The 21,541-nt window shown below is 62.4% G+C and carries 10 protein-coding genes; 6 read left to right on the top strand and 4 right to left on the bottom strand.

Features of this window, described 5'->3' with window-relative positions; genetic code table 11:
• Positions 1-74: 74 nt before the first annotated feature.
• Both Q4S41_RS08905 and Q4S41_RS08900 read left to right on the top strand, forming a co-directional pair.
• Entirely contained in the window at positions 75-1,820 is a 1,746-nt protein-coding gene (locus tag Q4S41_RS08905; RefSeq protein ID WP_305030762.1) for a hypothetical protein, read from the top strand.
• A 127-nt stretch (positions 1,821-1,947) separates the two neighbouring features.
• Positions 1,948-4,824, top strand: coding sequence for a glycoside hydrolase family 2 protein (locus Q4S41_RS08900; RefSeq protein WP_305030761.1), 2,877 nt, complete (start codon positions 1,948-1,950; stop codon positions 4,822-4,824).
• Here Q4S41_RS08900 and Q4S41_RS08895 read toward each other — a convergent pair.
• From Q4S41_RS08895 to Q4S41_RS08880, 4 genes are all read right to left on the bottom strand, one after another.
• A complete protein-coding gene (locus Q4S41_RS08895) occupies positions 4,821-5,888 on the bottom strand; it encodes a glycosyl hydrolase (protein ID WP_305030760.1) in 1,068 nt (355 codons plus the stop codon). The genes Q4S41_RS08900 and Q4S41_RS08895 overlap by 4 nt on opposite strands.
• A 144-nt stretch (positions 5,889-6,032) precedes the next feature.
• Positions 6,033-8,450: a glycoside hydrolase family 95 protein gene (locus Q4S41_RS08890; RefSeq protein ID WP_305030759.1), complete on the bottom strand. Its 2,418-nt coding sequence runs from the start codon at positions 8,448-8,450 to the stop codon at positions 6,033-6,035.
• A gap of 49 nt (positions 8,451-8,499) precedes the next feature.
• Positions 8,500-10,044 (bottom strand): glycoside hydrolase family 28 protein, encoded by a 1,545-nt coding sequence (locus tag Q4S41_RS08885; RefSeq protein ID WP_305030758.1) that lies wholly within the window; start codon positions 10,042-10,044, stop codon positions 8,500-8,502.
• 206 nt (positions 10,045-10,250) lie between these two features.
• Positions 10,251-11,582 (bottom strand): rhamnogalacturonan acetylesterase, encoded by a 1,332-nt coding sequence (locus Q4S41_RS08880; protein ID WP_305030757.1) that lies wholly within the window; start codon positions 11,580-11,582, stop codon positions 10,251-10,253.
• A gap of 219 nt (positions 11,583-11,801) precedes the next feature.
• Here Q4S41_RS08880 and Q4S41_RS08875 point away from each other — a divergent pair, with 219 nt between their 5' ends.
• The 4 genes from Q4S41_RS08875 (at position 11,802) to Q4S41_RS08860 (ending at position 21,536) form a co-directional block, all read left to right on the top strand.
• Positions 11,802-12,881 (top strand): glycoside hydrolase family protein, encoded by a 1,080-nt coding sequence (locus tag Q4S41_RS08875; protein ID WP_305030756.1) that lies wholly within the window; start codon positions 11,802-11,804, stop codon positions 12,879-12,881.
• A 608-nt stretch (positions 12,882-13,489) separates the two neighbouring features.
• Positions 13,490-16,693 (top strand): SusC/RagA family TonB-linked outer membrane protein, encoded by a 3,204-nt coding sequence (locus Q4S41_RS08870; RefSeq protein WP_305030755.1) that lies wholly within the window; start codon positions 13,490-13,492, stop codon positions 16,691-16,693.
• Positions 16,694-16,777: 84 nt separating this feature from the next.
• A complete protein-coding gene (locus tag Q4S41_RS08865; RefSeq protein WP_305030754.1) occupies positions 16,778-18,355 on the top strand; it encodes a RagB/SusD family nutrient uptake outer membrane protein in 1,578 nt (525 codons plus the stop codon).
• A 166-nt stretch (positions 18,356-18,521) separates the two neighbouring features.
• Positions 18,522-21,536 carry a DUF4982 domain-containing protein gene (locus Q4S41_RS08860; protein ID WP_305030753.1) on the top strand — a complete coding sequence of 1,005 codons (3,015 nt, stop codon included), beginning with the start codon at positions 18,522-18,524 and terminating at the stop codon, positions 21,534-21,536.
• Positions 21,537-21,541: the final 5 nt, after the last annotated feature.

Raw genomic sequence — 21,541 nt, 5'->3', positions numbered from 1 at the left:
TTTAGTCCGCGACTTACAGGTTTAATTCCGATGCACTCGCGGACTAAAAGTCCGCGCTACAGCTCCCATTGCGCATGAAAGAACTCGCCGTCGTGGCCATGTTATTGTGCTGCACTGGCAGCTCAAGAATCGCTGCCCAGACGCCTGCCGCCCGGCCCGCACCGCTGCCGGCTACGGTCATCATTCCGGCGTCGGATTTTATTCAGGAGCTCCCCAAAGGCGTCGTCATTGCCGATGCCAATGCCCTGCATGCGCCCTGGATTTTCAACAACACCGCGCTGGTGCTGAAGTCGAAAACCAACATGCAGGTGCGCGTGCAGGTGCCGGAAGCGGGGCGCTACATGCTATTTGTGCGCAGCCAGGGCGAAAAAAACACCGGCTTCAAAGTCGCCGTCAATGATAAGGTGACGGTTGGGGAATTTGGTCGCGGCCCGCTAAGCTGGCAGGCCGGCGGCACGTTTGAGTTGCCAGCCGGCCCGGCTTACGTCAAGCTGACCCGCATCGAAATGGGCGCGGCCGTGGACGTGCTGGTCCTGAGCAAAAATGCCGATTTGAAGGAAGCAGATATTCGGCCCTACCAGCTGCCGGAGGATGTGGCGCTGCTGAAGCAGTACATTATTCCATCGTCGAACGCCGTGAAATTCGGCGACGTGGACGGCGACGGCAAAACCGATTTCATGGTGCTGGAACCCGACTTCTCGGCCCATGTTTTCGATAACGCGGGCAAGGAGCTCTGGGCCTACCAGGCGCCGACTGAGTATGTGAAGGAACGGTCAGAATTTGAAGCGCCCGGTGTGCTCTGGGACTTCGACCGCAACGGCCGCGCCGAAGTGGTGCACTGGCGCTTCATCGAAGGCCAGGAGTGGCTGGTGGTGGCCGACGGCCGCACCGGCCGCATTCTGCGCAAAACGCCCTGGCCCACCCAGCCGCTGCCGCACGTTTACAACAACTTCCGGCTGGCCATTGCCCACCTGCACGCCGGCCCGGCCAACGACCTGGTGGCCTACACCGACATGGGCGGCACCCAGAACGTGACCGCCTACGCGGCCGACCTCAAGCAGCTCTGGCAGCACACCGAGCACCGCAAAAAGGACAACCTGGGCCACTACGTTTACCCCGTCGACCTCAACAGCGACGGCCTCGACGAAGTGCTGGTTGGCTCGCTGCTGCTCGATACGAGCGGCAAAGAAATCTGGAACCGCTTCGACCTGCTGCCCGACAACCACGACCACGCCGACAGCTACAAATTCATCGACATGAACGGCGACGGCCGTCTCGACATCGCCACTGCCAACAGCGAAACCGGCGTGTTCATCTATGATGGGATGACGGGCAAAATCATCTGGCAAAACACCGCCGAGCACAGCCAGCAGCTCGCCGTGGGCAATTTCCTGAAAGGCGTTTCCGGCCCGCAGGTCGTCATCGGCGGCCGCACCTATGGCACCAAGGGCACCGACGAGCCCGGCCTGTCGAGCCAGCTCTACTGGTTCGACAACGGCGGCAGCCTAGTGAAAAAGTGGCCCGGCAACCCCATCAACGGCAACCCTGATTTCGTGCGCGGCAACTGGCGCGGCGACGGCACCACCTGGCTGTTCTGGCACAAATTCCGGCTGAACGACGCTGGTACCGGCGAGCTGTATTTCCCCGACACCGTTTTCCACATGTTCGATTTCACGGGACGCGGCGCGGAAGAGGTCATCACGCTGAATCAGGGGCGGCTGAGTGTCTTCGGCAGCCGCCGCGCCGCGCACAGCGGCAAAGACTCGAAGAAGAACCTGGAATACTTGAGAAACAGCGTGGTTAACCATACGCACTACTAGAACCGCCTGAACCATGTAGAGACGCGACACTTCGCGTCTCGGCGTTGAACGGCCGGAACCACAGCCCATTAGGAACAACATCAGTAACGACGAGACGCGAAGTGTCGCGTCTCTACATCGCCCTCCAATGCCCAAAACTATTCAATACCTGTTGCTCGTTTGGGCGCTTGTGTCCTTCCAGAATACTCGTGCCCAAACGTCTGCCAACCAGAAGCAAATTCAATACCTCTCCGGCCGCGACAACCACCCTACCGTGAAGTGGGATTTCTACTGTACCGGCGGGCGCAAAAGCGGCTACTGGACTACCATTGCCGTGCCTTCATGCTGGGAGCAGCAGGGTTTCGGCCTCTACAACTACGGCCGCGACTACAAAACCTACGGTAAGAACTTCCGCTTCGCCGACGAGCAGGGGCTGTATAAGCATTCGTTCAACGTGCCCGCCGCCTGGCGCGGGCGGCGCGTTGAAATCGTGTTCGAAGGCTCGATGACGGACACTGAAGTGAAGGTGAACGGCCAGGTGGCTGGCCCGATTCACCAGGGCGCGTTCTACCGTTTCAAGTACGATATCACCGACAAGCTCAAGTTCGGCGAGGCAAATTTGCTCGAAGTAAAAGTGAGCAAGATGTCGGCCGAGCCCAGTGTGAACAACGCCGAGCGACTGGCCGACTACTGGGTATTCGGCGGGATTTTCCGGCCGGTGTACCTGCAGTCTTACCCGCAGCAATACGCCGAAAACGTGGCCATTGACGCCCGCGCCAACGGCAGCTTTACGCTCCGCGCCAACGTGCGCAACGTGCGGCAGCCCGCCCAACTCCAGGCCGATATCATCGACCAAAGCGGCCAAACCGTGGGTGCCGCCAGCGCCACCGTGGCGGCCGGCGACACCCTGGCCCGCCTGACTACCACCATCAAAACCCCGCGCCAGTGGACCAGCGAAACGCCCGACCTTTACCGTGCCCGCCTCACGCTACGCAGCGGGGCTGAAACGCAGTACCAGACCACCGAAAGATTTGGATTCCGCACCATTGAGGTGCGGCGCGGCAAGGGCATTTACGTGAACGGTACGCAGGTGAAAATGAAAGGCACCAATCGCCACAGCTGGTGGCCCGAAACCGGCCGTACCCTCAACGACTCCATTCAGCTGCAGGACGTGAAGCTGCTGAAGGAGATGAATATGAACGCCGTGCGCATGTCGCACTACCCGCCCGATGCCGAGTTCCTGCACCTCTGCGATTCGCTGGGTTTGTACGTGCTCGATGAACTGGCCGGCTGGCAGAAATTCTACAGCACCAGGGCCGGCACGCCGCTGGTGCGCTCCATGGTGGAGAAGGACCAGAACCACCCCAGCATCATCTTCTGGGACAATGGCAACGAGGGCGGCACCAACAAAGAGCTGGACGCCATTTTTACGCAATACGACCTCACCAAACGCCCGGTTATTCACCCGCACCACCGGCCCGGCAACGCGGCCAGCGGCATCGACTGCAACCACTACGAGGACTACTACAGCACCCAAAAAATCCTCGCCGACTCGCTCATCTACATGCCCACCGAATTCCTGCACAGCCAGGACGATGGGGGCGGAGGGGCCGGCCTGGCCGATATGTGGGAGTTGCACTGGAAGGCCCAGCGCTCGGGCGGCGGCTTCCTCTGGGCCATGGTGGACGAGGGCATCGTGCGCACCGACCAGAACAACATCATCGACGTGAACGGCGTGAACGCGCCCGACGGCCTGCTGGGCCCGCACCGCGAAAAGGAGGGCAGCTTCTTCGCCATCCGCGAGATTTTCTCGCCCATTCACATCACCCTGAAAGAGCTGCCGGCCAAATTCGACGGGAAAATAGAAGTCGAAAACCGCTACCATTTCACCAACCTCAGCCAGTGTTTTTTCCAGTGGGAGCTGGTGAATTTCCGCCAGCCGAGCGACCCGTTTGCGGGCAGCATCACGGGCAAGAAAAGCCGCTTCAAGAGCCCCAACGTAGCCCCGCTGGCCACCGGCAAGTTGAAACTGGAGCTGCCCAAAGACTTTCAACGCTACGACGCCATCGTCCTTTCGGCCTTCGACCCGGCCAAAAATCTGGTGTACAAATGGACCTGGAAAACCGGCGGCAATACCAAGCTGCTGGCAGATGTACTGGTGCTGGCCGGCAAGGACAAGCCCGCCGTGCAGGTGGCCGAAACCGATAGCACGCTCAACCTTACGGCCAGCAACATTTCGGTCACGTTCAGCAAAACCAACGGCCGCATCACCGGTGTGAAGGGCAACAACGGCGACAAACTCAGCTTCACCAACGGCCCCGTGCTGGTGGCCGGCACTGCCACCTTCACCGGCCTCACGCACCGCACCGAGCCCGACGGCGAAGTGGTGGAAGCCCGCTACTCCGGCGACCTAAAAACTGTGCGCTGGAAAATGTACGCCACCGGCTGGCTACAAATGGATTACGAGTACGCCCTCACCGGCAACTATGCCTTCGCTGGCCTCAGCTTCACCTACCCCGAAAACTTCGTTATCGGGGCCAAATGGCTGGGCCAGGGACCGTACCGCGCCTGGAAAAACCGCCTCGCCGGCACCACTTTAAATGTGTGGGAAAACGCCAATAACAACACCCAAACGGCCGCCGCGCCCTGGATTTACCCCGAGTTCAAAGGCTATTTCGCCGATATCGCCTGGATGGAATTCAACACCGTGGAAGGGGCCTTCCTAGTGGCCAGCCCCGACAAAGACCTGTTCGTGCGGCGCTTCAATTTTTACGGCCTTTCGGGCGTGAAGCCCCAGCCCGGCCTGCCCATCGGTGACATTTCCTTCCTCGACCGCATCCCGCCCATCGGCACTAAGCTGGGCCTCAACATCGACAACAACCCCAAAAACCTCGGGCCAAACTCCGAAACCAACCACTTCAGCGGTGCGCCCATCCGGCGCACGCTGTACTTCTACTTCGGCCTGCCGCCCACCGACAGCAAGCCCCAACCCTACATTGCCCCGGCGAAGGACGATTTGTTCTAACGCCGGCCTGCGGGCGGTACCAGCCGCACAAACGTGGGCTTATCCCGGTCACAGGTCAGTTGGCCATCCTTAAATTCCAACTCTGCCACCTGAATCACGCTGCGCTTGGCGGCGATGCTGTTGGCCGGGGCGGGGCTGGCCTTGCTGCGGCCGGGGTGGGTGAAGTAGAACACGTAGGCGCGGCCGTTGCTAACCACCACGTCGCAGTGCCCGCCGATGGCCTGGTCGTCGCGGCCCTGGCCGGGGAGTTCGAGCAGGCGCTCGGGCTGGGGCTGCCAGTGCAGCAGGTCATCGGAATGGTACACGGCCATGCCTTTCCACTGGTCGATTATCATCCAGTACTGCTCGTGCCAGCGGAATACTTTGGGGCCTTCGCCGCGCTCATTCAGGGCCTGGCCGTGGTCGGTCCAGTGCAGCAGGTCGGGGCTGTCGGCGTAGTAAATAGACTTGTGGTCCCGCTCGTTGTTGTACCACAGCCGCCAGGTGCCGTCGGGCAGCCGGAACACGCTGGCGTCGATGACTTTATCAGTGATGAGCGGCAGGGTTTGCACGTATTTCCAGTTCAGCAAATCGGGGCTGGTGAGCTGGATGATGACGCGCGGGTGGTTCCAGTCGGTGAAGGTGCCGGGCACGTAGGTCAGGAACATGTGGTACTGCCCGTTGGCCTCCACCACATCGGGGGCCCAGTGGGTGTATCCGCGGTCGGGGCGGTAGTTGATGTTGGCCGTATCGCGGTAGGTCCAGGTGGTGCCACCGTCGCCCGATTCGGCGATGCCGATGCGGGTGCTGTGCACCCAGGTCACGCCGGTGGCGGTGGTGTCGGTGGCGCGGCGGTTGGTGTAGAACATCCACCATTTTTTCGCCTGCTTATTCCAGATGATGACCGGGTCAGCCGCCCCATCGAAAACGGGGTCGCTGAACAGCGGCTTGGGCGCGGGTTTGGCCGCGGTGGCTTTAGGGGCAGAAACAGCTTTCGGAGCTTTGGTGGCGGGTGTTTTTTGGGCGAATGCGTGGCCGCTTGCGAGTAGCAGCGCGAAGCAAGGAATGTAAAGGGCGATTTTCATTTAGTGCGTTTAAACGTCATGCAGAGCGCAGCGAAGCATCTCGCTTGCGATGGTAATCAGATACAGCACGCGAGATGCTTCGCTGCGCTCTGCATGACGGCTCAGTAGTGTTGTGCTATCTGGCGCGGACTCGCAGAGTCCACGCTACTGCGCCACGATTTCATACGTTTTACCAGCCTTCGTTTCGAATGCAGTGACGTACTGCGACTGCCCATTCAACGCACTGGTCACCGTTTGGGCCGCGATGTCCTTCACCGTCACCGGCACATTGGTGCGCAGCCGGAGCGGGGCGCCGGTGCGCGACAAAACCCGCGCCCGGGTCAGCCGGCCGTCGCGCCAGTCCATATCCACCACAAAGCCGCCGCGGGCCACCAGGCCAGAAACGTGGCCGGCGCGCCAGGCGGCGGGCAGGGCCGCAAGCAGGTGCACATCGTCGAGCTGGCTTTGTAGCAGCATTTCGGTGATGCCAGCGGTGGCGCCGAAGTTGCCATCAATCTGGAAGGGCGGGTGGGTATCGAAGAGGTTGTTGAGGGTGGAGACTTTGAGCAGCTCCTGGTACATCTTGTAGGCGTGGTTGCCATCGAGCAGGCGGGCCCAGAAGTTGATTTTCCAGGCCTTGCTCCAGCCGGTGCCTTCATCGCCGCGCACTTCGAGGGTTTTGCGAGCCGCGGCGGCGTATATGGCGTCAAGCAAGGGCGAGATTTCGCGGCCCGGGTGCAGGCCGAACAGCTGCGACACGTGGCGGTGCTGCGGGTCCACGTCGGGCCAGTCGCCGTACCACTCCTGCAGGTTGCCGGCCTTCCCGATGTGCAGCGGGTAGAGCCGGGCGCGCTGCTGCTTCAGCAGCTTCGCAAAGTCGGCATCGATGCCCAGAATGGAGTCGGATTCGATGACGTTGGCGAATAAGTCGCGCATGATGGACATGTCCATGGTCGAGGCGATGGTCACCACTTCCTGGTTGCCATTGGGCAGGAGGTAGCTGTTTTCGGGCGAGGTAGACGGGGCCGTGACGAGGTAGCCGTCCTTTTCCACCAGCCAGTCGAGGCAGAACTCGGCGGCCGACTTCATCAGCGGGTAAGCCTCATTGCGCAGGTAGGTTTGGTCGTTGGTGAAGCGGTAATGCTCGTACAGGTGCTGCGCGAGCCAGGGGCTGCCCAGGCTCCAGTTGGCCCACTTGGGGTCGCCGGTGCCTTCGCCCACGGGGTTGGTCTGGGCCCAGATGTCGGAGTTGTGGTGCACGGCCCAGCCGCGGGCGTGGTAGTAGTTGGTGGCGGTGGCGGTGCCGTTTCTGGCAAGGCGGTTAATTTGGGCCCGCAAGGGCTCCTGCATTTCAGGCAGGTTGCAGGCCTCGGCGGGCCAGTAGTTCATCTGCAGGTTGATGTTGGTTGTGTAGTTGCTGCGCCAGGAAGGCCGAATGAGCGGGTTCCAGATACCCTGCAAATTGGCCGCCGGCCCACCGGGACGGGAGCTGGAAATCAGCAGGTAGCGCCCGAAATCGAAGTACAGCAGCTCCAGCGCGGGGTCGGGCCGGCCGGCTTTGTAGGCCTTCAGGCGTTGGTCGATGGGCAGGTTGGGCGGCACGGCCCCGTCCAGCGTGAAATTCACCCGATTGAAATACTGCTGATAATCCTTGGTGTGTTCTGCTTTTAGCTTGTTGAAGCTCCGGCCACTGGCCGCATCTAGGTAGCGCAGGGCTTCTTGGTTTTCGTCCTTGCCGTCCTTGTCGGGGCACTTGTCGTAGCCATTAAAACTGGTGGCGCCCGATACCAGAATCAGCGCCTCGCTGGCCCCGCCGACGTGCAGAATGCTGTCGCCCGACACCTTGCCATCGGTTTTCACCACCCGAATGCGCAGTTGGTAGCGCATGCCGTTGCAGCTTTGGTCGTCCTGGTACACCACGGGTTTCAGGGCGCGGCGCTCGTCGGCGTAGATGCGGGCTTTGCCGCGCAGCACCAGGTCGTTGCTGCCTTCTATGGCTTTGGTAAAAGCCAGTTGGTTTTTGGTTGAGAGGCTGAAATTCAGCGTTTTTTTCCGGCTGGCCGTGAGCCGAATGACCATCACCTGTCCCGGCGCGGTTACGAATAGCTCGCGGGTGTAGTCCACGCCATCCACGGTGAAGCGGGTGGTGGCGGTGGCGTCGGCCAGATTGAGGTCGCGGTGGTAGTTGGTGGGCTGGCCGGCCATGGGCTGGCGCAGAATCAGGTCGCCCAGCGGCTGGTAGGCGTTGGTGTTGGGGCCCTGCATCCGGCGCATGAGCTTCACGGCCGCGCCATTATCGCCGGCGAAGAGCAACCGGCGCACCTCCGCCAAATGGCTGAAGGCCTCGGGATTGGGGTTTGGGTTAGCGGGGCCGCCGGTCCAGAGCGTGGCTTCGTTGAGCTGAATCAGTTCCTCGGCCGGGCGGCCGAACACCATGGCGCCCAGCCGGCCGTTGCCCAGCGGCAGGGCTTCTTCCCATACGTTGGCCGGCTGGTCGTACCAGAGTATGCGGGCAGTTTTCTGCTGGGCAAAGGCTGGGTTAAGGCTGGCCCAAAGGAGCAAGGCCAGGAAGACTTTAGTCATTGCTTGCGGGGATTTTCAGGAGGTAGGCCCGGGCAAACCGGCGGCCTTTTTAGTAGAGAATATCAGCGCTGTTGGCCACCGAATACGCGGGCTTCGCGCCGCTTCCGGCTTTCACGTCCGTGAATTTCACCTGCTCGGCATCGTTGATGACCACCTTCGCATTTTCGGGCAAAAGGATGTGGCTGAACGTGACGTTGCGCAGTCGGTGCGCCGGGTCCTTGAAGCCGTTGATGTTGATGGCCGGCTCGGTGGCAGCAGCTTCTGAGAGGTCGATGTTCCGGAACACAAACTGCTCAAACGTCGGGACCTCCGGGGCCGGCGCGCCGTCGTTGTTGTAGTTGACGGCCGAGAAAATGGTGATTTGGCGCAGTTGGCAATCCGTCACGGTGACGTTGCGCACGTAGCCGCCCCGGTCTTTGGTGCCTTTTATCTGCATGCCGTGCAGCAGCGCGCCGGCCTTGCAGTCCTGCACCAGCACGTCGCTCACGCCGCCCGACATCTCGCTGCCGATGGAAATGCCGTGCCCCCGCAGGAAGTCGCAATCCGTAATGCGCACGTTGCGGGTCGGCTTGCCAATGGCAAAACCCTCCGGATTCTTGCCCGATTTGATGGCGATGCAGTCGTCGCCGGTATCGAAGGTGCAGTTGAAAATGTAGGAATCGGTGGACGAGTCGGGGTCGATGCCGTCGCCGTTATGAATGCCTTTCGTGACGATGGCTAGGTCGTGGCAGCTGATGTTGTGGCTGTAGATGTAGTGGATGGTCCAGCAGGGCGGTTCCGTCACGGTGAGGTGCGAAATGCTCACGTCCTCGCAGCTCAACAGGCAGATGAGGCGGCCCCGGCTGCGCAGGCCGTGGGCCTTGGTCATGGCATCGCCCAGGCGGCGCCCGCCGCCCGAGATGGTGCCGCCGCCCGTGATGCGCAGGTTGCTGACCGTGTAGCCGTTGCGGTTGAGCGTGCCGGCGTTGAGCAGGCTGGCGTAGGTGGTCAGTTCCCAGCCTTCAAACCGATTCAGAATCATCGGCAGGTAGTCGTCCGGTGCGCGGGAGCCCTTCAGCATGCCCTCGATGCGCAACGTCATGTTGCTCTTCAAAAAAAGCGCCCCCGACACAAACGTGCCCTTCGGAATGAGGACGGTGCCGCCCGCTGCGCAGGCATTTATCGCCGCCTGAATGGCTTTGGTGTTGACGACGGCGGTATCGTTTTTCGCGCCGTAATCAAGCACGTTGTACACCTTCCCTTTGGCGGCGGTTTTGAATTTTAGGGTGCCGAAATCCCGGGCTGCTCCGGCGTTTTCCGGCTTTACGCGCAGCTGAATAGCGTAGGCTGTGGCGGGGGCGAGTTGGGAAAAGGTGTAATTGGTTTTGCTGGTCGTTGCCACGGCTTTACCGTTCAGGGCCAGCTCGTAGACTGCCTTGCCCGCACCGGGCTGCTTATCCCACAAAACCGTGACGGAATTTTCGGTCAGCGTGCCCGGCGCAACGAGCAGGTGGGCGTTGCCAGGCAGCGCGGCTGCCCCGCGTGCCGCAAAAGCGGCCAGGAAGCTCACCCAAAGCAGGAATTTGAGGGTTTTTGATGTTGTATTTTTTGCCATGGACGAGGAGTCGTTAGGAAACAGTGTTATCCGTCGTGTCGAGCTTACCCGTCATGTCGAGCGCAGCCGAGACATCTCGCGTGCTACCACTAATTCTTTTCGATTGAATTACTTCGGCACGCGAGATGTCTCGGCTGCGCTCGACATGACGTTCTTTTTTCTCGTCAAGCCGGGCTTCTGGAAGTGCCTTTCGCAGAAAAAGACGCCTAGTTCCCGTCCGGCTTGGTCACCTCACTCCGCGGGCTGTCCACCCACACCCAGTTGGCCAGCGTGTCGGGCTTGGCGGGGTCGAAGGCGGGCGTGTCGTTTTTCAAGAATTTCGTTAGGCCTAGTTTGTTGGCTTTGATGCCTTCGACCACGCATTTGGCGATTTCGTAGGCTCCGTAGGGGTTGAAATGGGTGTTGTCGGCCAGGGGGGCGGTTTGGCCGGGGTAGGTGTTGGCGGGGTAATGCACCAGGGCCTTTTTCGATTCTTCCACGCCCATGGCCTCGTAGAGCTTGGCGGTCATGGCGTTGAGGTCGATGAGGGCCACTTTTTCCTCCTCGGCTACTTTGCGGGCGGCGGCGGGGAAGTCGCCGAGGCTGTTTTCAATCTTGCCATCGGCCCCGAAGGTGCGGCGGCTGGTGGAGGTAACGATGACTGGGATGCCGCCCTTTTTCCGCGCTTCCTGCACAAACAGGTGCAGCCGCTCCGAATAGGCTTTCCAGGCGCCATCGTTCTCGCCTTTGTCTTTCTGGTCGTTGTGGCCGAACTCAATGAAGAGGTAGTCGCCGGGCTTCATCACGCTCAGCACCTTGGCCAGGCGCTTTGAGCCCAGGAAGCTGCCCAGCGTGAGGCCCGATTCGGCGTGGTTGGCCACCGCCACGCCGGGCTTGAGGAAGCGTGGCAGCATCTGGCCCCAGGCGGCCCAGGGCTCGTCGTCCTGGTTCACCACGGTGGAGTTGCCGGCCAGGAAAACCGTCACGGCTTGCGGCGCGGGCGTTATCTCAATGGCGTTAAGGCAGGGGTTCGCGCCGTCGAACTCTAGCGTCAGGCGGTCGTCCCAGTCCAGCTTGCGCAATTCGCGGGGCTTGAGGGCCACGGTTTCGGTGTCGCTGATGCGGCGGCTCTTCACGTTGAGGGTGAAGGTTTGGGTGGTGAACTGGCCCGGCTTGGTGGCCGTGGTTTCGAGTAGCAGCCGGCGCGACTCCGCCTTCAGAAAAGTGCTGGACGAGCCCTTGGCGTCGCCCAGCGTCACGGTCACGTTGTAGTTGCCTTCCGGCAAATTCACCGAGAAATAAAACGGCTGCTTGCTGGTCACAAAGTCGCCCTTGAGCGCGTCCTTCCCGCCGCGGTCCACACCCGTCACGGTGGTGCCAAAGTCGAAGCCGTAGCCGGTGGTGGGGGAGTAGGCCGCCGTGGGCAGCACCTGCTGGTAGCCGGGGGCCGCCTGGCCGGGGCCAAAGTCGAATTTGAAGGAGGTTTTGGGCGGCGTTTGGGCGGCAACGGCCGACGTCAGTAATACGCCGGCAGCTAAGGCGAAAAAGTGTCTTTTCATAGAACGAAGCGAGTGGGAAGTGGCTTGTGGGCTAAAAGTACCGGCAGCGGCTGCGCGGGCATACCTGCACTGTCATGGCCAGCGGTTCACCCCGGATTCTGCGCGTCAAGTGGCGACGGCCCGGGAGTGGAGCCAGGGCGGCAGAGTGCAGGAGAGTGCCGCTGGCGCAACTGGCTTCCTTGCGTAGCTTACTGCAGCCCCATTCCCACCCACCTCTGAATGCCCACCCGTCGCACCTTTCTCACCGGCCTCCTGCTGGCTCCGCTGGCCCACGCCTGGGCGGGCTTTGCCGGCCGGCTGATTGATTACCCCAAAGCCGATTTCTCGAAATTCAGCAAGCACCTCAAGCCGGTGGGCCGGGCGCTGGAACTGCCCGGCTACTACGTGTGGTGCAACTCGCCCATCTACGGGCCCGATGGCAAGGTGCACGTCTTTTTCTCGCGCTGGGTGGCCAGCAAGGGTATGGGCGGCTGGCTGAACGGCTCCGAAATCTGCCACGCCGTGGCCGATAAGCCCGAAGGCCCGTTCACTTTTGTCGAAACCGTGCTGGCCCCGCGCGGCCCCAGCCATTGGGACGCCACCACCTGCCACAACCCCAGCATTCAGTTCGTGGATGGCCGGTATTGCCTGTTTTTCATGGGTAATGCCAACGGCAAAACCGACACCAAGCGCATCGGCCTGGCCACCGCGCCCACCCTCAACGGCCCCTGGACGCGGCCCGACGCGCCGCTGCTGCTGCCCGGCCCCGCCGGCGCCTGGGACGACCACTGCACCACCAACCCCGCTTTCATCAAGCACCCCGACGGCCAGTACTGGCTCTACTACAAATCCTGGAACACCAAGGAATACGAGGACGCCAAGGGCCAGGAAATTCGCGGCAACCGCAAGTACGGCCTCGCCATCTCGGACAGGCTGGAAGGCCCTTACCAGAAATTCGAAGGCAACCCCGTCATCGACTTCTCGAAGCAGGGCAACAACAAGCAGTTCGAAGATGCCTTTGTGTGGCGGCAGCACGGCAAGTTCAACCTGCTGGCCCGCGACATGGGCGTGTACAGCCAGGAAGTGGGCCTCTACCTCGAATCCGAAGACGGCAAAGCCTGGACTTTCCCCAAAATCGCCTTCCTGCCCATCCGCGCCTACGGCGTTACGGAGCCGCCCGCGCCGCCCAAGCTCAAGCGCTACGGCCGCCTCGAACGGCCCCAGCTGCTGCTGCGCGACGGGAAGCCGGAGTACCTGTTCTGCGCCTCGCAGGGCGGACGGGAGATGACGGCTTCGGCATTCATCCTGAAAGTGAGCTAAAACGCCGCGTGGGTGCTGGCCGGGTGCGCTCGCATTGAGCACCACTAATTTATGGTCGCCAGGGACAACTTCCGAATAGTTGTCGGCCTCGTCGATGCGCTTCGATGTGTGACTGGTGCACCGCAGGGTAACAAGCAGCGCAAAAGTGGCGCCGGGCAGGAGGGTGCGGGAAGGCATTGCGCCTAAAAAAAGAAATTTTTGTATAAATGGTAATGTCCGGCGGAGTGGTTCTCCGCCGAATCGGTGAGTCGGGTCCGGCGCGGGTGGCTGCAACTGCCCGCGCCGGCCTTTCGCCCAACGCAGTTGGCGCTGCTGCCCGTGTTCAGCGGTGGTATGCCAATGGTCACGGCGCTGGCAGTGAGCGCGATACTGCCCCGCCGGTCGGTTTCTACTGCCGGGCCCGGCCGGGCCAATGTCCGTTCCACACACTTTTCCGGCGGGAGTGCAACTGGCTAATTCAGTACAAAAACCCGACAGTAAGTTATCAGAATGTGCCTAACCAGTAGTCTACAGGAGAGTAAGGGCTTACCCAACTCCTAATATTGACCCAGGTTCCGCCTTTCCACCCTGCTATTAAGTAGAAAGTCTCACCCAATTCCCACATCTGTATGAATAAGTTTTACACCTGGCAACGTTTGCGCCTCACCGCCTGCGTGCCAATGCTCTTCCTGGCGGGGCCAGCCGTTGCAGCGGCGGTGCCTCATGCGCCCGCCGCCCGCCACGCCGCGGCCGCCGACTGGCAGCTCACCGGCAAGGTGACTTCGCCCACCGGCGAGGGCCTGCCCGGCGTGACGGTGGTGGTGAAGGGCACCACCCTGGGCACCACTAGCAACGCCGACGGCTCGTTTAGCCTGTCGGTGCCCGAAACGCCGGGTACGCTGGTATTCAGCTTTATCGGCTTCCAGACGCAGGAGAAGTCGTTTTCGGGCCCCGGCAGCTTCACTGTGAAGCTGGCCGACGACAGCAAGAGCCTCGACGAGGTAGTGGTAGTGGGCTACGGTACCCAGAAGCGGGCCGACGTGACCAGCGCCATTGCCACTATGGACGCCCGCAAGCTGGAGGAGCGGCCCATTGCCCGCGTCGACCAAGCCCTGGTGGGCCAGCTGGCCGGCGTGGTCGTGAAGCAGACGTCGGGCGTGCCCGGCCGGCCCTTCAGCATCCAGGTGCGGGGCGCGGGCTCGATTTCGGCCGGCAGCGAGCCGCTGTACGTGATTGACGGCTTTCCGCTGGAAAGCGTGGGTGCCAGCGCCAACGGCCGTTTCGGCAGCGGCAACCCGCTCGACAACATCAACCCCAACGACATCGAGAAGATTGAGGTGCTGAAAGATGCGGCGGCGGCGGCCATCTATGGCTCCCGCGCCGCCAACGGCGTGGTGCTCATCACCACCAAGCGCGGCCGCACCGGCAAGCCCCAGATTCAGGTGAACAGCTACGTGGGCGGCTCGCGCGCGGCCAAAAAGCTCGACCTGCTGAGCGGCGAAGAGTGGGCCGCGCGCGCCACCGAAATCATCAACAACAACTGGGTGAAATCGGGCCCCGGCCGCACCGCCGACCAGACCACCGCCCAGCGCCGCCAGATTCTGGGCCTCACCGGCAATAACGTGACGGCCAACCTGATGCTGGACGACCGCTGGGCCCTGCCCGGCCACCCCGGCCTGCAATACATCGACTGGCAGGACGAGCTTTACCGCACGGGCATCAGCCAGAACTACCAGGTAAGCGCCTCCGGCGCGACCGACAACGTGAACTACTTCGTGTCGGGCAACTACAACGACCAGCAGGGCTTCGCCCTCGGCCTGGACTACAAGCGCTACTCGGCCCGCGCCAACGTGGAAGTGAAGGCCAGCGACAAGCTGAAATTCGGCCTCACCCTCACGCCGACTTACTCTATCTCGACCGACCCGGGCATCGAGGGCAAGGACAACCGCTTCCACCAGCTGCTTTCCGAAACCCCGATTGTGGAAGACACCGCCGGCGTGAACACCGGCTACGGCAAAAACGAAACCTACCGCTGGGGCGTGAGCACGGCCAGCCCGATTGCCGTCATCAACAACTACTCGGGCGATACCCGCAACTTCCGCACGCTGGGCACGGTGTTCGGCGAGTTTCAGCCCATTGCCGGCCTGCGCCTGCGCTCTACGCTGAACTTCGACAACAACGAGTCGACCTCGAAATCGTACCAGCCGCCCACGCGCAACCTGGTGACGTCGCTGGCCAGCGGCTCCTACAGCACCTACCGCCGCCAGACGTTCGTGAACGAAAACACGGCTACCTACAACAAGACCCTGGGCAAGCACGACTTTTCGGCGCTGGCGGGCTTTTCCTATAACTTCGCCAAGCTCGAAAACAACAGCCAGGCCTCGTCGGGCGGCTTTGTGAACAGCACGGTGAGAACCCTGAGCGGCGCCGTACTGGTGACCAGCCCCGGCCCCACCGAAACGCAAAGCGTGCTGATTTCCTACTTCGGCCGCCTGCAGTATTCATACGATGGCAAGTACCTGTTCTCGGGCAGCGTGCGCCGCGATGCTTCGTCGCGCTTCGGCTACGAGGACCGGGCCGGCGTGTTCCCGGCCTTGTCGGCCGGCTGGCGTATCTCGCAGGAAGAATTCCTGCGCTCCGTGACGGCGCTGAGCGACCTGAAGCTGCGCGCCAGCCTGGGCTACTCCGGCAACAACACCATCGGCGATTACAGCAGCATTGCCACCCTTAGCCCCTACAACTACACCTTCGGCGGCCTCATCGCCCCCGGCCAGGCGCCCAACAAAGTAGGCAACTCGCAGCTGAAGTGGGAGCGCAACCGCACCGTCGACTTCGGGGTTGATTTCGGCCTGCTGAAAAACCGCATCACGGCGTCGTTCGACTACTACACCAAAAACAGCCAGGACCTGCTCCTGAACGTGCCCGTGCTCACGGGGTCGGGCTTCGCCACCAACCTGCAGAACATCGGCGAGCTGCGCAATACCGGCTGGGAAGTGGAATTGAATACCCGCAACCTGGAAGGCGCCCTCTCGTGGACTACCTCGTTCAACGTGAGCCACAACGAGAACAAAGTGGTGCACCTGGGCCCCGGCGATGCCACCATCGAAGTGCCCAACGGCCTCGATACGCCCAGCAACATCCTGAAAGTGGGCCTGCCCATTTACAGCCTCTTCGTGGTGCGCCAGACCGGCATCCTCAGCCAGGCCGACATTGACGGCGGCGCCGCCAAATTTGGCAACGAAACGGCCGGCGACCCGAAATACGAAGACTACAACAAGGACGGCAAAATTGACGTGAACGACCGCCAGGTGGTGGGCAACCCCAACCCGACCTACACCTTCGGCATGACCAACACGCTGCGCTACAAGGGCTTCGACCTGAGCTTCCTGGTGCAGGGCCAGTACGGCGGCTCCGTTTACTCGACCCTGGGCCGCGCCATCGACCGTACCAGCGTGGGCTTCCTGGAAAACGCCCTGGGCCGCGTGCGCGACCGCTGGTACTCGGCCGACAACCCCGGCGCCGGCATCAAAGGCAAGGCCACGGGCAGCTTCGGCTTCATCCGCAACACCGACTGGCTGTATTCGTCGGACTACTACCGGGTGCGCACCATCACGCTGGGCTACGACCTGGGCCTGCTCATCAACAAGCGCGTGGCACAAGGCGCCCGCGTGTATGTGACGGCAGAAAACTGGTTTGGCTACGACAAGTACTACGGCGGTCTCAACCCCGACGCCGTGAACACGGGCAACACCGGCACCTTCGTGTCGGGCTCCGACTACGGCGGATTGCCGCTGGCCAAAACCCTGGTTCTGGGCCTCAACCTCACTTTCTAATTTAAGCAAGGATTTGAGCTCGACAGAACAGTCATGCTCAGCATGACCGTTCTGGAATCTGCTCTCCTTCTCATAAAATTCCCCATGAAAAAGTTATTCCTCAGCTTGTCTCTGGCCTGTGCCCTGGTTTCCTTGGGCGGATGTGAAAAAGACCTGGAACAGAACCCGCTCTCCAACGGCTCGGTACCGGACTTCTACAAAACGGCCGCCGATTTCGACCAGGCCATGTCGGCCGTGTACAGCTCGCTGCGCGGCTTTCCCGACCGGGAAGTGGTGCTCTCCGAGCTGCGCTCCGACAACATGTTCGCGGTGAGTTCCATCGGCTCGCGCGACTGGGACCCCATCAACAACTTCTCGTCCGCGCTGCTCGTCATCAACCCCTACGTGGCCGATGCCTGGGCCTCGGACTATGCCACCATCTTCCGGGCCAACACCATGCTGGCGCAGCTGGCGGCCAACGGCTCGGCCACGGGCTCGCTCCGCACCCGCTACGAGGGCGAGTCGAAGTTCATCCGGGCCTTTATGTACCTCGATTTGGTGCGTAAGTTTGGCAAAGTGCCGGTTATCGACAAACCGCTCATTCCGCAGGAAGTAGCCAAAATTCCGCGCAGCGAAGTAGCCGCTGTTTACGCCCTGATTGAGGCTGACCTGCGCACGGCCATTGCCAGCCTGCCCACCGCCTACACGGGCAGCGGCGTGGGCGCCACGCTGGGCGTGGGCCGCGTCACGTCGGGTGCCGCCAAGGCCCTGCTCGCGCAGATGTACCTTACCAAATCGGGCCCTACCTACGGTATCAACGGCCCGGGCCTGGCCAGTAATGAGTACGACAAAGCCAGCGTGCTGCTCGATGAAATTATTGCCGCCACCGGCACGGCCCGCTACAACCTGCTGGCCGGCACCGGCGCCTACGCCAACATCTTCTCGCCCACCAACGAGAACAACGCGGAGGTCATCTTCGACCTGCAGTACATCTCCAACGGCACCGGCACGCTGGGCTCGTCCTTCATGAACGTGGTGGCCCCCGACGGCTACTACTCCGGCACCGTGGCGCTGGGCAACCTGGCCCTGCCGTTCTCGGCCGGCTCGGTCGAAATCAAGCCCTGCTCCAACGACCTGAACAACGTGTCGTATAGCGCCACCGACGTGCGCCGCGCCGTGAACATCCAGCAGGGCTACAACAACGCCGGCAACGTCGACCCCCGGCCGTTCTACAAGAAGTACATCAACGTGGCCGCCAAAGGCACCAGCCGCACCGACTGGGCCACCAACTTCATCGTGATTCGCTACGCCGATGTGTTGATGATGAAGGCCGAATGCGAAGTGCGCGGCGTGGGCGGAACCCCGGCCACGGCCGCCGCTCGCCTCACGCCCATTCGCACCCGCGCGGGCCTGCCGGCCCTCACCACCATCGACCTGCCCGGCCTGATGGAGGAGCGCCGCCGCGAGTTTGCTGGCGAAAACCTGCGCTGGAACGACCTCATGCGCTCCGGCCTGGCCCTCACCACCATGAACGCCTGGATTCTGCGCGAGGACCCACCCGCTGGCAACCCCCCAACGTATAAAATCACGCGCCCTCTCACCGCCGACCTGCTGCTCTACCCTGTGCCGCAGGTGGAGCTAAGCTCGGCGCCCGGCCTCTACGACCAGAACCCGGGATACTAGGCTAAACGACTGATTCCGGCCACCAGCGCCCGGTTTTGGGGTTGCTTCGCACACTGCGGGCAGCGCCAGGGCCGGGCGCTTTGGCATAGCGCCGCGCAGACCGCACAGTACAGGACAGTGTGAGTGGTGGGGGCTGCTTCATTTGTCTGATTCCTTCTTTTTCCTCATGCTGATTCCGAATTTCTGCCGGTTTGTAAGGGCGTGGCGCGCTGCCGCGCTGCTTGTGTTGCTGTGGAGCCTGGGCCCCGCTGCCCTGGCCGCCCCGGCCCCGGCCGGCCGCCTGAAATTCAACTTCAACCCCGGGTGGAAAGTGCGGGTAGGGGAGATGCCCGGCGCCGAAGCCAGTGCGTTTGACGACGCGAAGTGGAAAAGCGTGACGCTGCCCTACGCCTGGAACGAGGACGAAGCCTTCAGCAAGGACATCAAGGATTTGAGCACGGGCGTGGCCTGGTACCGCAAGCATTTCCGGCTGCCAGCCGGGGCGGCGGGCCAGAAGGTGTTCGTGGAGTTTGAGGGCGTGCGGCTGGCGGGCGAGTTCTGGCTGAACGGCCAGCCCCTGGGCCTGCACGAAAACGGCGTGATGGCCGTGGGCTTCGACCTGACGCCCTACCTGCGGCCCGCGCCGGCCGACAACGTGCTGGCCGTGCGCACCGACAACGACTGGGATTACAAGGAAAAAGCCAGCGGCCAGATGTTCCAGTGGAGTAACCGGAACTTCAACGCCAACTACGGTGGTATTCCCAAGAACGTGTTTCTGCACGTGATGAGCCCGTTGCACCAGACGCTGCCGCTGTTCTCGATGCTGGGCACTACGGGTGTGTATGTGTATGCGCAGGAGTTCGATGTGGCCGCAGGCAAAGCCACGGTGGTGGCCGAGGCGCAGGTGAAGAACGGGTTTCCGGCCGCCCGCACCTTCACGTTTGAGGCGGCGGTGGCCGATGGGGCGGGCAAAACCATCGGCACCTTCAGCGGCGGCACAACAACTTTGGCGCCGGGCGAAATGAAAACGGTGACGGCGCGGGGCAAGCTGGCCGGGCTGCATTTCTGGAGCTGGGGCTACGGCTACCTGTATACGGTTTCGACCCGATTGATTGATAGCAAACAAGTCATCGATGAGGTGAAAACCCGCACCGGCTTCCGCAAAACCGAGTTTGCCAACGGCCTCATCAAGCTGAACGACCGGGTGATGATGGTGCACGGCTATGCCCAGCGCACCAGTAACGAGTGGCCGGCCGTGGGCCTGGGCGTGCCGGCCTGGCTCTCGGACTACAGCAACGGCCTGATGGTGGCTGGCAACGCCAACCTGGTCCGCTGGATGCATGTCACACCCTGGAAACAGGACATCGAAAGCTGTGACCGGGTGGGCCTGCCCCAGGCCATGCCCGCCGGCGACGCCGAAAAAGACGTGGCCGACCGCCGCTGGGGCCAGCGCCTGGAGCTGATGCGCGACGCCATCATTTACAACCGCAACAACCCCAGCATCCTGTTCTACGAGGGCGGCAACGAGAGCATCAGCGCCGCCCACATGCAGGAGCTGAAGGACATCCGGAACCAGTATGACCCGCACGGCGGCCGGGCCATCGGCTCGCGCGAGATGCTGGACATTCCGGCGGCCGAGTACGGCGGCGAGATGCTCTACATCAACAAAAGCGCCACCAAGCCGCTGTGGGCTATGGAATACTCGCGCGACGAGGCCCTGCGCAAGTACTGGGACGAGCTCAGCCCGCCCTTCCACAAGGACGGCGCCGGCCCACTCTACAAGGGCGCGAATGCCGCCGAGTATAACCGCAACCAAGACTCCCAGGCCCGCGAGGACGTCATCCGCTGGTACGACTACTGGCACGAGCGGCCCGGCACCGGCACCCGCAGTAGCGCCGGCGGCGTCAACATCGTGTTCAGCGACACCAACACCCACTACCGTGGCGAGGAAAACTACCGCCGCAGCGGCGAGGTGGACGCCCTGCGCATCGCCAAAGACGGCTACTACGCCCACCAGGTAATGTGGGACGGCTGGGTAGAGCCGGAGAGGGCGCGTACCCACATTATTGGCCACTGGAACTACAAAATGGGAGTGGTGAAAAACGTGGATGTGGTTTCGAACGGTGAGAAAGTGGAGCTGTTTCTCAATGGCAAGTCGCTGGGTTTTGGGCAGCAGCAGTACCGCTTCCTCTTCACCTTCCCGGACGTGGCCTGGCAGCCCGGGACCCTGCGCGCCGTGAGCTACGACGCCAGCGGCAAGGTCGTGAGCGAAGCCGAGCACCAGACCGCCGGCCCCGCCGTGGCCCTGCGCCTGGCCGCCACCACCAGCCCCACCGGCCTGCACGCCGACGGCACCGACCTGGCCCTGGTGCAGGTGGAAGCCGTGGATGCGCAAGGTCGCCGCTGCCCCACGGCCCTCAACATGGTGAACTTCACCCTAAGCGGCCCGGCCGAATGGCGCGGCGGTCTGGCGCAAGGGCCCGGCAACTACATTCTGGCCAAAAGCCTGCCCGTGGAAGGCGGCGTGAACCGGGCGCTCGTGCGCAGCACCACCCATGCCGGCACCATCACCATCACCGCCACTTCGGAGGGCCTGAAGCCGGCCACGGTCAGCCTGAAATCGCAGCCGATGACGGTGGCCAATGGCCTGAGCATGCAACTGCCGGGCGCCGATTTGCCGGTGCGGCTGGGGCGCGGGCCCACGCCGGCCGGGCCGTCGTTCCGGGTATCGCGGGTGGCCGTGCCGATTCAGGCCGTCACTGCCAGCTCCAACCCTGACAACGCGGCTTTCAGCTTCGATGACAACGAGCTTTCGGAATGGATTTCGGACCGCAAGCAGGCCGGGCCGTGGATTGAATACACGCTGGCCCGGCCCGCAAGTATCAGCCAGGTGGCCATGAAGCTCACCGGCTGGCGCACCAGCACTTACCCGATTCGCATTCTGGTGGATGGGCAAGAGGTTTTCGGCGGGAAAACCGAGCGCAGCCTGGGCTACTTCACGGCCGTATTTCCGCCGCGCACCGGCCAGAAGGTTCGCATCGAACTGACCGGCCAGACGCAGGCCAAAGACGCTTTCAACATCACCGAGCTGGAAACGCCCAAAGTGGCTACCGCCGCCACCGACCAGGCCGGCCCGCCCGGCACGCTGGGCCTGGTGGAGGTGGAAGTATATGAAAAGCCGGCGGGTACGCCGGCGCCGTAAGTTAC

The organism is Hymenobacter convexus, assembly GCF_030580955.1.
Lineage (GTDB): Bacteria > Bacteroidota > Bacteroidia > Cytophagales > Hymenobacteraceae > Hymenobacter.
Note: the sequence above shows the minus strand (reverse complement) of the source record. Positions and strands in the feature narration are given on the sequence as shown.

Excerpts from the sequence above, each read along its gene's own strand:
- Q4S41_RS08905 (WP_305030762.1), top strand. The coding sequence starts at position 75 with ATGAAAGAACTCGCCGTCGTGGCCATGTTATTGTGCTGCACTGGCAGC.
- Q4S41_RS08900 (WP_305030761.1), top strand. The coding sequence starts at position 1,948 with ATGCCCAAAACTATTCAATACCTGTTGCTCGTTTGGGCGCTTGTGTCC.
- Q4S41_RS08895 (WP_305030760.1), bottom strand. The coding sequence starts at position 5,888 with ATGAAAATCGCCCTTTACATTCCTTGCTTCGCGCTGCTACTCGCAAGC.
- Q4S41_RS08890 (WP_305030759.1), bottom strand. The coding sequence starts at position 8,450 with ATGACTAAAGTCTTCCTGGCCTTGCTCCTTTGGGCCAGCCTTAACCCA.
- Q4S41_RS08885 (WP_305030758.1), bottom strand. The coding sequence starts at position 10,044 with ATGGCAAAAAATACAACATCAAAAACCCTCAAATTCCTGCTTTGGGTG.
- Q4S41_RS08880 (WP_305030757.1), bottom strand. The coding sequence starts at position 11,582 with ATGAAAAGACACTTTTTCGCCTTAGCTGCCGGCGTATTACTGACGTCG.
- Q4S41_RS08875 (WP_305030756.1), top strand. The coding sequence starts at position 11,802 with ATGCCCACCCGTCGCACCTTTCTCACCGGCCTCCTGCTGGCTCCGCTG.
- Q4S41_RS08870 (WP_305030755.1), top strand. The coding sequence starts at position 13,490 with ATGAATAAGTTTTACACCTGGCAACGTTTGCGCCTCACCGCCTGCGTG.
- Q4S41_RS08865 (WP_305030754.1), top strand. The coding sequence starts at position 16,778 with ATGAAAAAGTTATTCCTCAGCTTGTCTCTGGCCTGTGCCCTGGTTTCC.
- Q4S41_RS08860 (WP_305030753.1), top strand. The coding sequence starts at position 18,522 with ATGCTGATTCCGAATTTCTGCCGGTTTGTAAGGGCGTGGCGCGCTGCC.